Origin of the sequence: Streptomyces erythrochromogenes (genome assembly GCF_040684695.1) — a bacterium.
Taxonomy (GTDB): Bacteria; Actinomycetota; Actinomycetes; order Streptomycetales; family Streptomycetaceae; genus Streptomyces; species Streptomyces erythrochromogenes_C.
The window spans coordinates 217,065-230,614 of sequence record NZ_JBFBGM010000003.1 but is presented as its reverse complement, the minus strand read 5'-3'; the positions used below and the strand labels follow the sequence as shown (position 1 = coordinate 230,614).

Annotated in this window: 11 protein-coding genes; 2 read left to right on the top strand and 9 right to left on the bottom strand. The window is 73.6% G+C overall.

Annotation, left to right across the window (positions count from 1 at the left end; all coding sequences use genetic code 11):
* Positions 1-4 precede the first annotated feature (4 nt).
* The 3 genes from AB0O53_RS08270 to AB0O53_RS08260 all read right to left on the bottom strand — a co-directional run bounded on the left by AB0O53_RS08270 (position 5) and on the right by AB0O53_RS08260 (position 2,737).
* Positions 5-397 carry a hypothetical protein gene (locus AB0O53_RS08270; RefSeq protein ID WP_350991066.1) on the bottom strand — a complete coding sequence of 131 codons (393 nt, stop codon included), beginning with the start codon at positions 395-397 and terminating at the stop codon, positions 5-7.
* A gap of 203 nt (positions 398-600) precedes the next feature.
* On the bottom strand, positions 601-1,719 hold the full coding sequence (locus AB0O53_RS08265; protein WP_365193974.1) for a fatty acid desaturase family protein: 1,119 nt from the start codon (positions 1,717-1,719) through the stop codon (positions 601-603).
* Positions 1,720-1,726: 7 nt separating this feature from the next.
* Positions 1,727-2,737 (bottom strand): ferredoxin reductase, encoded by a 1,011-nt coding sequence (locus tag AB0O53_RS08260; RefSeq protein ID WP_350991443.1) that lies wholly within the window; start codon positions 2,735-2,737, stop codon positions 1,727-1,729.
* A gap of 133 nt (positions 2,738-2,870) precedes the next feature.
* Between AB0O53_RS08260 and AB0O53_RS08255 the strand changes: the two genes are divergently transcribed.
* The gene (locus AB0O53_RS08255) at positions 2,871-4,010 is read left to right on the top strand and encodes a PucR-like N-terminal domain-containing protein (protein ID WP_350991070.1); all 1,140 of its coding nucleotides are present in this window, start codon (positions 2,871-2,873) and stop codon (positions 4,008-4,010) included.
* A gap of 50 nt (positions 4,011-4,060) precedes the next feature.
* Here the strand turns inward: AB0O53_RS08255 and exaC are convergent, their stop codons facing one another.
* The 4 genes from exaC to AB0O53_RS08235 form a co-directional block, all read right to left on the bottom strand.
* Positions 4,061-5,584 (bottom strand): acetaldehyde dehydrogenase ExaC, encoded by a 1,524-nt coding sequence (gene exaC, locus AB0O53_RS08250; protein ID WP_365193971.1) that lies wholly within the window; start codon positions 5,582-5,584, stop codon positions 4,061-4,063.
* A gap of 54 nt (positions 5,585-5,638) precedes the next feature.
* Positions 5,639-6,949 (bottom strand): transcriptional regulator, encoded by a 1,311-nt coding sequence (locus AB0O53_RS08245; protein WP_365193968.1) that lies wholly within the window; start codon positions 6,947-6,949, stop codon positions 5,639-5,641.
* 238 nt (positions 6,950-7,187) lie between these two features.
* Positions 7,188-8,471, bottom strand: a complete 1,284-nt coding sequence (locus AB0O53_RS08240; protein WP_365193965.1) for an SWF or SNF family helicase — start codon at positions 8,469-8,471, stop codon at positions 7,188-7,190.
* Positions 8,468-11,440: an SCO1167/SCO6262 family helicase gene (locus AB0O53_RS08235; protein WP_365193962.1), complete on the bottom strand. Its 2,973-nt coding sequence runs from the start codon at positions 11,438-11,440 to the stop codon at positions 8,468-8,470. The genes AB0O53_RS08240 and AB0O53_RS08235 overlap by 4 nt, the downstream gene beginning before the upstream one ends.
* A 127-nt stretch (positions 11,441-11,567) precedes the next feature.
* On the opposite strand from AB0O53_RS08235, the gene AB0O53_RS08230 reads away from it, so the two are divergent.
* Positions 11,568-11,750: a tail-anchor membrane protein gene (locus tag AB0O53_RS08230; protein ID WP_350991080.1), complete on the top strand. Its 183-nt coding sequence runs from the start codon at positions 11,568-11,570 to the stop codon at positions 11,748-11,750.
* A 130-nt stretch (positions 11,751-11,880) separates the two neighbouring features.
* On the opposite strand, the gene AB0O53_RS08225 is transcribed toward AB0O53_RS08230, so the two are convergent.
* Complete coding sequence (locus AB0O53_RS08225) at positions 11,881-12,879, bottom strand: polyprenyl synthetase family protein (protein ID WP_365193958.1); 999 nt, start codon at positions 12,877-12,879, stop codon at positions 11,881-11,883.
* 192 nt (positions 12,880-13,071) lie between these two features.
* Positions 13,072-13,527 (bottom strand): SAM-dependent methyltransferase, encoded by a 456-nt coding sequence (locus tag AB0O53_RS08220; protein ID WP_350991447.1) that lies wholly within the window; start codon positions 13,525-13,527, stop codon positions 13,072-13,074.
* Positions 13,528-13,550 lie beyond the last annotated feature (23 nt).

Genomic DNA, 13,550 nt, shown 5'->3' with positions numbered 1-13,550 from the left:
CCGTTCAGTGGTTGTGCTGGGTCCCGGACCCCAGCACGTTCGCCCGGCCCCGGCCGGAGACCTTCACGTCGATGGAGATGTGGCCGACCTGCTCCTTCTCCCCGGCCGACAGAGCGGGCGTGATCCGCTCCTCCAGGAGCAGACGCACCGGTTCGACGAGCTCGGGATGTGCGGCCAGGAGCCCGGCGAACTGCATGCGCCACTCACCGACGAGTTGTTCCTCCCGCTCGGCATCCCCCTCGCGGCGCGCGGCGACGACGCCCTCCCGCGTGCGGTCCAGGGCCTCCTGCACGTCCCCCGGCGCCGGCGAAGGGTTTCTGCCGAAGAAGTCGGCCACGGCCGAGCGCACCGTTCCCCAGGCGTCCGTCGCCATCGCCGAGACAAGAGCCGTACCCACAGCAGCAGCCAACGTAAAAGGATCCACCGGTGTCCCCCACTCCTTGTGATCGCTGCCACAAACCGTAGCCCGAAGCCACAGCCGGCAGAGCGGGAATGACGGGATCCGCCGACTCCGCCCGCGGCCGTGGCTCCGCGGCCTCCGGCGGGGCGCGAGGGGGCCGGCGGGGGCCGGCCCGGGAGGATCCGCACCGGTACCGGGGATCAGGCGGCGACGAGCTCCTGCTCGCGCTCCGGCGCACCGGCCCTGGGCTTCCTGTTCGGCAGCGAGAGCCGGAAGACCTTGCGCCACGCGGAGAACACCTGCTTGGGCAGCGGCCCGGTGACGTACTCCAGCTCGTACTTCTCGAACAGCGCGCGCACCCTCACCGCGACCTCGGCGTACCGGTTGCTCGGCAGGTCCGGGAACAGGTGGTGCTCGATCTGGTGCGAGAGGTTGCCCGTCATGAAGTGCATGGCCTTGCTGCCGCTGATGTTCGCCGAACCCATCATCTGGCGCAGGTACCACTGGCCGCGCGTCTCGCCCTTGATCGACCGGCGCTCGAAGACCTGCACGCCCTCGGGGAAGTGCCCGCACATGATCACCGAGTGCGACCAGAGGTTGCGGACCAGGTTCGCGGTGAACGTGGCGGCGAGCGTGGTGAGGAACGACGGACCCGAGAGCAGCGGGTGGATCACGTAGTCCTTGAGCACCTGCTTGCGGATCTTGCGGCCCACGGCCCTGGCCCGCGCGCGGAACTCCGGGTTCTTGCGGCGGCGCTTGTGCAGGTTCTTGCCGAGCTCCAGGTCGTACGCCGCGATGCCGTACTCGAAGAAGCAGGCGTTGATGAAGTTCCACAGCGGCTGGCCGAGGTGGAACGGGTGCCACTTCTGGTCCTCGTCGACGCGCATGATGCCGTAGCCGAGGTCGTTGTCCTTGCCGATCACGTTGGTGTACGTGTGGTGCAGCTCGTTGTGCGAATGCCGCCACTGGTCGGACGGCGAGACGTGGTCCCACTCCCAGGTCGTGGAATGGATCTTCGGGTCGCGCATCCAGTCCCACTGGCCGTGCAGGATGTTGTGGCCGATCTCCATGTTGTCCATGATCTTCGCCACGGACAGCCCGGCGGTGCCGATCAGCCAGGCGGGCGGGAAGAAGGAGAACAGCAGCACGCCCCTGCTGACCAGCTCCAGCTTGCGCTGCGCCGAGATGACCCTGCGGATGTAGGCGGCGTCCTTCTCGCCCCGGCTGGCGATCACCTCGTCGCGGATCGCGTCCAGCTCGCGGCCGAGCTCCTCGATCTGCTCCGCGGTCAGGTGGGCGGTGGGGTCGATGGCGGTCAAGGTGCTCCTACCGTTCGATGTCGCAGGGGCCCGCGGCGGCGGACACACAGGTCTGGATGAGGACGCCCGGCTCGGCCTCGGTGATCTCGCCGGTGCGCAGGTCGCGGACGGCGCCCGCCTTGAGCGGTGTGACACAGCCGAAGCAGATGCCCATGCGGCACCCGGACGGCATGAGCACGCCGGCCTCCTCGCCGACGTCCAGCAACGGCGTGGCGCCGTCCGCGTCGACGGTCCTGCCGGTGGCGCTGAAGGTGACCTCGCCGCCGTCACCGGCGACGACGACGGCGGCGCGGAAGCGTTCGGTGTGCAGGCGCTCCGCGACGCCGTGTTCGCGCCAGAAGTCTTCGGCGGCGTCGAGCAGGCCCGCGGGCCCGCAGGCCCACGTCTCGCGCTCGGCCCAGTCGGGCACCAGTTCGGCGAGACGGGTGATGTCGAGCACGCCGTCCGTGTCGGTGTGCACCTCGGTGAGCCGCAGCTTCCCGTCCGCGGCCAGGCCGTGCAGTTCGTCGCGGAAGATCACGTCCTGCGGCCGCGGCGCGCTGTGGACCATGACGACGTCGTCGAACTCGGTGTCGCGCAGCATGCCCATCGCGGGCGTGATGCCGCTGCCGGCCGTCAGGTAGAGCACCTTGGCGGGCCGGGCCCCGGGCAGGACGAAGTCACCGGTCGGCTGGTCGAGCTGGACCAGCGTGCCCGGCTGTGCCCTGCGGACCAGGTGGTTGCTGACCTTGCCGTCCGGGATCGCCTTCACCGTGATCGTGACGCGGCCGTCCCGGCGGTTCGTCGGCGAGGTGATGGAGTAGGCGCGCCACAGGCGCCTGCCGTCGACGTCGACCCCGATCCGCACGTACTGGCCGGCCGTGTGACCGCGCCAGCCCTTTCCCGGTCTGATCACGATGGTCGCGGCGTCCCCCGTCTCGGGGTGCACGGCCTCGATGCGCCCCCGCAGGTCCGCGCCCGCACGCAGGGGGCTGACCAGGTCGAGGTAGTCCGACGGCAGCAGCGGCGTCGTGACCATCTCCAGCAGTTTCCACGCCCTACTGCGGAGGGCTGCACTCGTCATGACCCCAGCTTGATGCGCCGCAGGGCGTAAAGTCCTGACCGAAAGACGTAAATCTGGCCGGCTGAATTGTTCGCAGGGAATAAAAGACATGAGCCATCCGATCCGGAGGGTCACCGAACCGGCCCTGGACCGGACGACGGTCACCGCACTCCGGGCCGCGCTGACGACCACCGCCGACGAAGTCGTCCAGGCGATCATCGACGAGGTCCCGCCCTACGCCAACGCCCTTTCGGGCCGCATGGGCGTCACCATCCGCCGAGCGGTCCGCACCGCCCTGGGCCACTACCTGGACCTCGCGAGCGGGAACGCCACGGGCGGCGACGCCGGTGACGCGGCCTACGAGCTGGGCCGGGGCGAGGTGCGCGACGGGCGTTCGATGGACGCCCTGCTCAGCGCCTACCGCGTCGGCGCCCGCGTGGCCTGGCGATGCCTGGCGGCGGGTGCCGTACCCGCGGGTCTGCCCGCCGCCGAGGTCGCCAAGTTCGCCGAGCTGACCTTCGCCTACATCGACGAGCTCTCCGCAGCCAGCGCCGCGGGCCACGCCGACGAACTGGCCGCCCGGGGCCGGGAGCACGAGCGCCACCTGGAACACCTGGCCCGCGACCTCCTCGCCGGCGCGAGCCAGGACGTGCTGCTGGCCTCCGTCCAGCGGGCCGGGTGGCAGCCCCCCGTCTCGCTGACCGCCGTCCTGCTGCCCGCCGCCCAGACCCGGCCCGCCTACCGCACGCTCGACCCGGGCACCCTCGTCCTGGACGACCTGCCGGACGCCTGCGGCGTGCTGCTCGTCCCCGATGCCGACCGGGCGCACCTCCTGCGGCAGCTGACCGACCGCACCGCCGTGGTCGGCCCGGCCCGGCCATGGACCCGGGCGTCCGCCTCGTACGCACGGGCCGCCCGCGCCCGCTCCCTCTCCCCGGACATCCGCGACACCGAGGACCACCTGCCCGAGCTGGTGCTGAGCGCCGACGCGGACGCGTTCGCGGACCTGCGGGCCCGGGCCCTCGCACCGTTGCGGACCGTGTCCGTCGCGACCGCACGGCGGCTGGAGGAGACGTTGCGGGCCTGGCTGCTCCACCACGGCCGGCGGGACGAGGTCGCGGCGGCGCTGTTCGTCCATCCCCAGACCGTCCGCTACCGGATGTCGCAGCTGCGGGAGCTGTTCCCGGACCTCGCATCCCCGCACCGGGTCCTCGAACTGACACTGGCGGTCGGCCTCCGGACCGCCTGACGCCGGCGCCCGACGCGCGCAAGCCCGCGCCGGGCGCCGTCCTCCAGGCCCTAGAAGAAGCCGAGCCGCTTGGGGGAGTAGCTGACCAGGAGGTTCTTCGTCTGCTGGTAGTGCTCCAACATCATCTTGTGGGTCTCGCGGCCGATGCCCGACTGCTTGTAGCCGCCGAACGCGGCGTGGGCGGGGTAGGCGTGGTAGCAGTTCGTCCAGACGCGGCCCGCCTGGATCGCCCGGCCGGCGCGGTAGGCCGTGTTGACGTCCCGGGTCCAGACGCCCGCGCCCAGCCCGTACGCCGTGTCGTTGGCGATGCGCACGGCGTCCTCGAAGTCCTGGAAGGAGGTCACCGACACCACCGGGCCGAAGATCTCCTCCTGGAAGATCCGCATGCGGTTGTCGCCCTCGAAGACGGTCGGCTGGACGTAGAAGCCGCCCGCGAGGTCGCCTTCCAGCTCCTGGCGGCGGCCGCCCGTGAGGAGCTTCGCGCCCTCCCGCTGGCCGATCTCCACGTACGACAGGACCTTCCTCAGCTGCTCCTCCGACGCCTGGGCCCCGATCATGGTGTCCGTGTCCAACGGGTGCCCCGGCACGATCAGTTCGGTGCGTGCCACGGCCGCGTCCAGGAAGTCCCCGTACCGGCCCCGCTCGATCAGGGCCCGCGAGGGGTTCGTGCACACCTCGCCCTGGTTGAGCGCGAACATGGTGAAGCCCTCCAGGGCCTTGTCGCGCAGGTCGTCGTCCTGCGACCAGATGTCGTCGAAGAACAGGTTCGGGCTCTTCCCGCCCAGTTCCAGCGTGACCGGCTTCAGGTGCTCGGCCGCGTACTGCATGATCAGCCGGCCCGTCGCCGTCTCCCCGGTGAAGGCGATCTTCGCCACGCGCGGGCTCGACGCGAGCGGCTTGCCGGCCTCCTCGCCGAAGCCGTTGACGATGTTCACCACGCCCGGCGGCAGCAGGTCCGCGACCAGGCCCAGCCAGTAGTGGACGGAGGCCGGGGTCTGCTCGGCCGGCTTGAGGACCACGGTGTTGCCCGCGGCCAGGGCCGGTGCCAGCTTCCACACGGCCATCAGGATCGGGAAGTTCCACGGGATGATCTGCCCGACCACGCCCAGCGGTTCGTGGAAGTGGTAGGCGACCGTGTCGTCGTCGATCTGGCTGAGCGCGCCCTCCTGCGCCCGCAGCGCGCCCGCGAAGTAGCGGAACTGGTCGATCGCCAGGGGCAGGTCGGCCGCCAGGGTCTCCCGCACCGGCTTGCCGTTCTCCCAGGTCTCCGCGACCGCGAGGGCCTCCAGGTTCTGCTCCATCCGGTCCGCGATGCGCAGCAGGACCGACGACCGGTCGGCTACCGAGGTCCGACCCCAGGCGGGCGCCGCCGCGTGCGCCGCGTCCAGCGCCCGCTCCACGTCCTCGGCGGTGCCCCGGGCGACCTCCGTGAAGGTCTGGCCGGTGACGGGGGAGGGGTTGGCGAAGTACCGCCCGCGGGCGGGCGCGACGTACTCGCCGCCGATGAAGTGGTCGTAGCGCGACGCGTACGACATCAGCGCCCCGTCGGTACCGGGCGCAGCGTAGCGGGCCATGGAGTCCTCCCCTTGCCGGGCGCCGGCCGCCGTCGGACAGCGCTCGGACGGAGGCTAGGAGCGGGCAGGTTGCGGATACGTTGCGGGGCGCCCGCGCCGGCCCGGCCGGACACCCAGCTCGCGGTCCAGGGCGCGTACCCGGGCCAGCGCGGCCGGCCTGCCCTCGGGCGGCAGCGCCGCCGCCAGCGCCCGCCACGCCTCCTGGTCGTCCGCGCCCCACGCACTGCACACCCAGTCGGCCAGCAGCCCCGCGTCGGCCCGCGCGATCAGCGCCGCCCGCGCCTGGTCCTCGATCCGCCGGCGCAGCCGGACCACCCCGGGCGCCGTCGAGGCCGGCAGCAGCGGCCCCGGATAGGGGTGGAGGGCCGCGGAGACCGCTCCGGCCGCCAACTGCCGCGTCAGGGCGGTGAAGTCCGCGTCCAGCGGACGGGCCGTGCGGTAGGGGCGGGACAGCGGTGCCGAAGCCCCCAGCACGGTGCGCAGCCGGGACATCTCGGCGCGCAGCGTCACCGCGGACACCGACTCGTCCTCGTACAGGGCGATCGCCAGCTCCTCGCCCGACAGGCCCCCGTGGTGATGCGCGAGCAGGGCCATGATCTCGCTGTGCCGCCGGCCCAGCCGCACCCGCCGGTCCCCGGTCACCAGCAGCGCCTCGTCCCTGCCGAGGGCCGTGAGGAAGTCCCGCGGGGCCGGCGGCCCCGCGTCGAGCAGGGCCAGCCGGTCCTCCGCGGCCCGGGCGACCGCCCGTACGAACGCCAGGGAGCGGGGGTGCGCGAGGCCGTCGCCGCCGGTGATGTCCACCGCGCCCAGCAGCCCGCCCGTGCGCGGATCCCGCACCGGCGCCGCCGCGCAGGTCCACGGGTGCACCCGGCGGCTGAAGTGCTCGGCGCCGAAGACCTGCACGGGCTCGCCCACCGCCACCGCCGTGCCGGGGGCGTTGGTCCCCATCGCGCTCTCCGCCCAGCGCGTGCCGGGGACAAAGCCCAGGGCCTCGGCCCGCCGCAGGGTGGCCGGTTCGCCCTCCACCCACAGCAGGCTGCCCCGTGCGTCGCACACCGCCAGCAGGTGCGCCCCGTGGGCGGCGAACGCCCCGACGAGGTCCCGGAACAGCGGCATCACCCGGGCGAGCGGGTGCTCTTCCCGGTACGGCCGCAGCTCCGCCTCCGCCAGCTCCACCCGCGGCGCGCACTCCGGGCTCAGCCGGGCCCGCGCGCACCGCCGCCAGGACCGTGCGATCACCGCCCGCACCGGGGTCTCCACCCGTCCGTCGCGGGTGAACGCGGCGTGTGCCCGGCGCAGTTCGCGCGAGCGGGCCGCCGGATCGGCCCCGTCCGGCAGCGCCACCGATGGATCCCGGTCGCCCATGTCACCCTCCCGTGGTGCCGCGGTACCCGGAGCGCCCCCATCGTCGTCGCGCCACCGCGCCCCGGCAAGCGGTACGTCGGCCACGGCGCGCGCCGTGCGTCAGCCGCGCCGCGCACGGTACGCCGGTTGCCCCGGACGTCGGTCGCGCCGCGCACCGTACGCCGGCCGCGGCGCGCCCGCCGGACTCCGGACGGGGCGGGCCGGATCGCGCGCGGGAGGCGGCCCGGCGCCCGCGGCCTCAGTCCGTCGGGCCGGCGGCCTCCAGCGCCGACGCGGGATCGGGCGCCGACGGACCCGCCGGGATCCAGCGGCCCTCCTCGCGGCGGTACGGCCACCAGCGGCCCTCCCGGCCCAGGCGGATCTGGCGGCCCGCCCCCGTCTGCGTCCAGCGCGCCCGGACCCTGCGCAGCACCGGAGCCTCCGCGCCGGCCTCCCCGTCCGTCGGCGCCGCGGCCAGTGCCGCCCGGGCGCGGGCCAGCGCGGCCCGGTCCGGCGTCCAGTCGTCCTCCAGCGCGGCCAGACCCGGGGCCGCGCCGAAGCCCCAGGCGAGCACGGCCCGTTCCATGTCGGCCCGGCTGCGCCCGGTAGCCGCCGCCAGGCGGGAGCGGACCCGGACGTCATCCGCCTCGCGCGTGAGTCGTACGGCGTCCTCCGCCCGCGTGAGCGGGGCCGGCGCGGGGCGGTCGGCATGGCCCGGAGCGAGCGCCTCCGCCAGCATCCGCAAGGCCTCGGCCGCGGCCGCCCGCGCGAGGAACTCCACCGCGTCCACGTCGAGCCCGGCCGGCTCGTCCTCCGTGTCCAGGGCCGGCGGCTGCCCCGCGGTCCGCGGCAGGTCCGGCGGCGGGGGCAGGGACGGCAGTCCGTCCCGAGCCGCCGCGTACGCCTGCTCCGCCGGAACACCCGGGTCGGAGGGCACGCCCCCGTCCGGGGTCCGCGCCCGGGCGTTCGCCGCGCTGCGGGCCTCCAGGCCGTCCAGCAGCTCCCGTTCGCCGCGGCCGCGCAGGAGCAGCAGGACGAAGGGGTCCTGGTCCAGCAGCCGGGCCACCTGGTGGCAGAGCGCGGCCGTGTGCGGACAGTGGTCCCACTCGCCGCAGTCGCAGCGCGGATCGAAGTCCCCGATGCCGGGCAGCAGTTCCACCCCGGCCGCCGCCGCGTCCTGCGCCAGCTCCGGGGGTACCTCCCGGTCCAGCAGCGCCGCGATGTAGCCCGACTCCGCGGCCGCGAGCCCCAGCAGCCGGTCCCACTCGGCGGGCGAGAACTCCTGCACCAGCACGTCCGTCCGGTGCGCCGTCCCGTCCCGGTCGCGCACGACCGCCGTGAGCCCGCCCGGACGCACCGAGACCGCCCCCACCGCGCCCGAGCGTGCGACCCGGCGCCCGTGCCGGACCTGATCGCCGTCGAGCGCGCTCTCCTCCAGGGCGCGCAGCCAGGCTTGGCCCCACCAGGTCCGGGCGAAGGCGCGGCCCGGCGCGGGCGGGAGGGCCGCGAAGGTCTTCTCGTACGGGTCCCCGGTGTCGTTCATCGCCCGCTCCCCTCGGCCGGGCGCAGTGCCACGAGCTCGGCCAGTTCGGCATCGGTCAGTTCGGTCAGCGCGCTCTCGCCGCCCGTGAGGACCGCGTCGGCCAGCGCCCGTTTGCGTGCGAGGAGGCGCGCGATGCGGTCTTCGACGGTGCCCTCGGCGATGATCCGGTGGACCTGGACGGGCTGGGTCTGGCCGATGCGGTGGGCGCGGTCGGTGGCCTGTTCCTCGACGGCCGGGTTCCACCAGCGGTCGAAGTGGATGACGTGGCCCGCGCGGGTGAGGTTCAGACCGGTGCCGGCGGCCTTGAGGGAGAGCAGGAAGACGGGGACCTCGCCGGCCTGGAAGCGGTCCACGAGCTCCTCGCGGCGGGCGACGGGAGTGCCGCCGTGCAGGAGCTGCGCGTCGATCCCGCGGGCGGCCAGGTGCCGCTCGATGAGCCGGGCCATCGTCACGTACTGCGTGAAGACCAGCACCGAACCGCCCTCGGCGACGATCGTGTCGAGCAGCTCGTCCAGGAGTTCCAGCTTGCCGGAACGCGAACGGCCGGTCGCGCCCCCGTCCCCCAGGTAGTGGGACGGGTGGTTGCAGATCTGCTTGAGCGAGGTCAGCAGCCTGACCACCAGGCCGCGCCGTTCCATCCCGTCCGCCTCCGCGATGGCCGCGAGGGTCTCGCGTACGACGGCCTCGTAGAGCGCGGTCTGTTCGCCGGTGAGGGACACCGGATGGTCGGTCTCCGTCTTCGGCGGCAGCTCGGGCGCGATACCGGGATCGGACTTCCTGCGCCGCAGCAGGAACGGCCTCACCAGCGCGGCCAGCCGGGCCGCCGCCTGCGGGTCGCGGCCGCTCTCGGCCGGTTCGGCGTAGCGGGTGCGGAAGGTGCCGAGGCGGCCCAGGATCCCCGGTGTCGTCCAGTCGAGGATCGCCCACAGCTCGGACAGGTCGTTCTCCACCGGGGTACCGGTCAGCGCCACGCGGGCCCGTGCCGGAAGGGTCCGCAGGGCCTTGGCGGTGGCGGATCGGGGGTTCTTGACGTGCTGCGCCTCGTCGGCGACGACCAGGCCCCAGTCGGCGGCGGCGAGGGCGGGCGCGTCGAGGCGCATCGTGCCGTACGTGGTGAGCACGAACTCCGCAGCGCCGGGAGTCGGCCCCGACAGGCTGCGGGTCGGCCCGTGGAAGCGGCGTACGGGGGTGCCGGGCGCGAACTTCTCGATCTCCCGCTGCCAGTTGCCCAGCAGCGAGGCCGGGCACACCACCAGGGTGGGACCCGCGGTGGCCGCGCCCGGGCGGTTGCGGTGCAGGTGGAGCGCGATCAGTGTGACGGTCTTGCCGAGGCCCATGTCGTCGGCGAGGCAGGCCCCGAGGCCGAGCGAGGTCATCCGGACCAGCCAGCGCAGGCCGCGCAGCTGGTAGTCGCGCAGAGCGGCCCGGAGCCCGGGCGGTGCGGCGACCTCGTCGGCCTCGTCGGCCGCGTTGGTCTCCCGCGCGTCGCCGGTGAGAGTTGCGCGCAGGCGCTCCAGCGCACCGGTGGCCTCCACCCGGACCCGCTCGCCGTCGATCTCCGCGGACCCGGTGAGTACGGCGGCCAGCGCGTCCGCGGCGGTGAGCCTACGGTCCTGGAGCGCGCGGGCCCGGCGGGCCTCGGCGGGATCGATCAGCACCCACTGGTCGCGCAGCCGCACCAGGGGGCGGTTCGCCTCGGCGAGGCGGTCCAGCTCGGCGGGGGTGAGGTCGCCCGCGTCGCCGAGGGCGTGGCGCCAGCTGAAGGAGAGCAGCGCGCCGGGCGAGAGCAGACCGGAGGGAAGGGCGTTTCCGGCGCTCCCGGTTCTCCCGGCGGTGTCGACGGTGTCGACGGGTTCGGGGGAGCCGGGGGAGCCCGGGCGGGCCGGGGAGCCGACGACGGCGCGGGCCGAGAGTCCGCGGACGAGCCCGCGCGGCCAGTGCACCTGCACCCCGTCGGCGGCGAGCGCGGCGGCGGCTTCGCCGAGCAGCTCCACGACCTCCTCGTCGGCGAGATCGACGGCGTCCGGGACGGCCGCGCCCAGCAGCGGGGCGAGCGGGGGCCACAGCCGGGCGGCCCGGCGCAGGGCCCGCAGGGCGTCCAGCCGGGCGCCGGCCGGGAAGGCTGCAGCGGCGGCTCCGGCACCGGCCCAGACATCGGCGGCATCGGCGACCAGGGCGGAGTCGGTCGGGCTGTGCATCTGGAGGACGGCGCGAAAGCCCCCGGCGTGCCCGGCAGGCTCGGCGGGCGCGCCGGGTTCCCCGGTGAGCTCGATCCGGAGGGAGAGGCGCACTCCGGCGTCGTGACCGGCGGCCACCTCCGCCGCCCAGTCGCGCAGGTCGGGGCGCGGCTCGGCCGGGCGGGCCGCGAAGGCGGGCCCGCCGACGGCCGCCGGCGCGGCGGGGGAGCGCGGCAGGGTGTCGGCGACCGCGTCGAGGAAGGCGCGCAGCAGCGGCTCCGCCGCGGGCAGCCGGGGCGGCCCGTCCGCATCGAGGGGCACGCAACGGGCGGCGGGCGGCATGGCGGCGGCCAGCGCGCGCACCGCGTCGAGGTCGGCCGCTTCCAGCGGCCCGATCCGCCAGGCGTCGTGGCCGGCGGGGCTGAGGCCGGGCAGCAGCCGGCCCTGCGCGGCGAACCGCAGGGCCAGCAGCGCGGCGGCACCCCAGAAGGCGGCGCCGCCGCTCTCGGCGGTGGTGTCGGTGGCGGCCCGGGCGCGAGCGCGGGTGAGCACGGGGAGGGCCTCGTCCACGGGCAGCACGCGTGCGCGCACGCTGGTGGGCCGAAGGCCGGGGCCGACGACGGTCAGCTCCGACAGGCCGCCGGCGTCGGCGTCCCCGCGGGCGCCCGCGTCCGTTCCGTCCGCCGGCCAGAGGGCGATCCGGCCGGCGCGGGCCGGGTCGCCGGGAAGGAAAACGGCGCAGAGGTGGGTGGGGTCGGAGCGGTGGATGAGGTCGGAGATCTCGGGGAGCACGCATTCCTCAAATTTGACTACTGGAGCCGGGGTGGCCGAGGGTACCTCACGCTTCGTCCCGGGAACGCGCCGTCGGGGCGGCGCGTTGAGGGGGTAGTGGTCGACGTCACAAGGAAGGTGTCCGCAGATGTCCAACAGCGGAAAGGTCGCGGTTGCCGGAGTCGTGGCAGCCATCGTGTTGTTCTGGGCGGTGGGCTTCTGGGCGGGCCTGCTGGTTCTGATCGGGGTGCCGGCCGCGGCCTACCTCCTGCTGGATTCGTCCCAGCGGCGCCGGGTGCGCGGTATGTCCAGGAAGCAGATCGGCCGCTGACGGCCTCACGCCCCGAGAGGTGAGGGGCGGTTCCACGGCGAGGGGTGGCCGGGCTCCGGCCGGTGTGCGGAGCCCGGCGGGCGTGGCCGCGGGACGGGTGTCCGGCGCGGGTTCGCCCGGAGCGGCCGGATCAGGCCGCGCCGCTCACGATGACCGGCGGGAGGTCGGCTTCGAGCAGCATCTGGGACGCGTGGTCCACGAGGTTGCGCAGTACGGGCTGGTAGGACTCGTCGCCGCCCAGCTCGTCCAGGATGCGGTAGGCCTCGGCGCGGAAGCCGTCGATCTCCGCCCGGTAGCGGTCGAGGGCGACGGGCGACCGAAGGAGGCTCGCGAGTTCAGCCCTGGCTTGATGTGACCGGCTCGCGGCGGAGCACAGCCCCAGGATGTGCTCCCGGGAGAGCGGTGACGCGTCCTCCAGGACGGAAGCGAGCAGGTAGGTCACCGTGCCGTTGAGCAGGTCCTCGTCGCGGCCGGACAGGATATCTTCCTGATCATTGAAGATCTGCCACAGGATTCCGAAGACGTAGCCGAATTCGCGCCACAATTCGACCTTCTCGCCCGTGGTGCCGGAGAATATGGCGGCCATTGCCGTGATCATGCCGAAGGGCGCGCCGGATTTGCCGCGGTACGTCTCCACCACCGATGTGCGGGAGGCGTTGCGTATGTCCCCGCGCATGTCGTCTATCTGACCGTCGACGCCTATGATCCAGCCGTTCAGGATCTCGGTTATCAGAGCACCGTGTGCCGCCCCCGGGAGATCCTGCGCCAGGATGATCTGAATGGGGAGAGCATTTCCGGTGATGACGGAGGCGAGCAGCGCTTCGTCCTCGGTGAGCTCGCCGCAGATGGACGCGCCGTCGGCGTCGGCCAGGTCGTCGAGGTAGCAGGCCGACGTCCACCACAGCAGATGCACCGCGGACAGCGGAACGGCCGGCCCGGGCTTCCCCGTTTCTATGGCGTGCGCCAGCAACGGAAGCACCGACAGGGGATGTCTCAGTTTGCGCTGCTCCAAGAGCTTGGCCACGGAGTTCCTGGTGGTCGCCGCGACCGGGCCGAGCCGGTTCAGAGCGGTTTCGATCTCCGTATCGATGTCCTGCGCGACCTTCCGGTGCAGGTCGAGGTACGACATGGAATTCAAGAGTGGCCTCCGTCGGGGAATGAGTGTGGGGGTGAGGTGCGCACCCTTTGAGCCGCGTGACTGGCCGATTCGATCATTCCGGAGGAGGTGGATCCAGAGCGATTTTTGGTCGCTCTGTCCGGATCCCATTAGTTGACGCGTTAAACTACCGGCGGTAACAAGCGTTTTCCGCCATTGAATCGATCAGTAATAGCCATCCATCAAGGTGGTCGCCCACTCGGGCTGGCGCAGCTCGCCGCGTGGCCCGAATTCGGCCATGTAGGGCTTCAGGTCGAGGACCGGTGTGCCGTCCACGGCGTCGAGACCCTCCACATGGACGTCCAGTCCGTCCACCTTCACCACCCGGCACCGCGAGACGCCCAGCCGGTTGGGCCTGTTCTTGCCGCGCTGCGCGAAGATGCCCACCAGGGGCCAGTCCGGGTTGTTGCGCGGGTGCCGCGCACCCGTCTCGACCTTCTCCGCCGGCACCCGGTCGAAGTGGTAGACGACCTCGACGTGGGAGAAGTCCTCCAGCCCGTAGAGGGCTTCCGGGCCGAACCGGGCTCCGTCCAGGCGGATCACGGCCCTCTCCCGTCCCCAGTCGTCGTCCACGACCTCGGCACGGCCCCCCACGACCACAGCCACCGGCTCCGACTCCACCACCGCGTCCCCCTCGTGCCGTC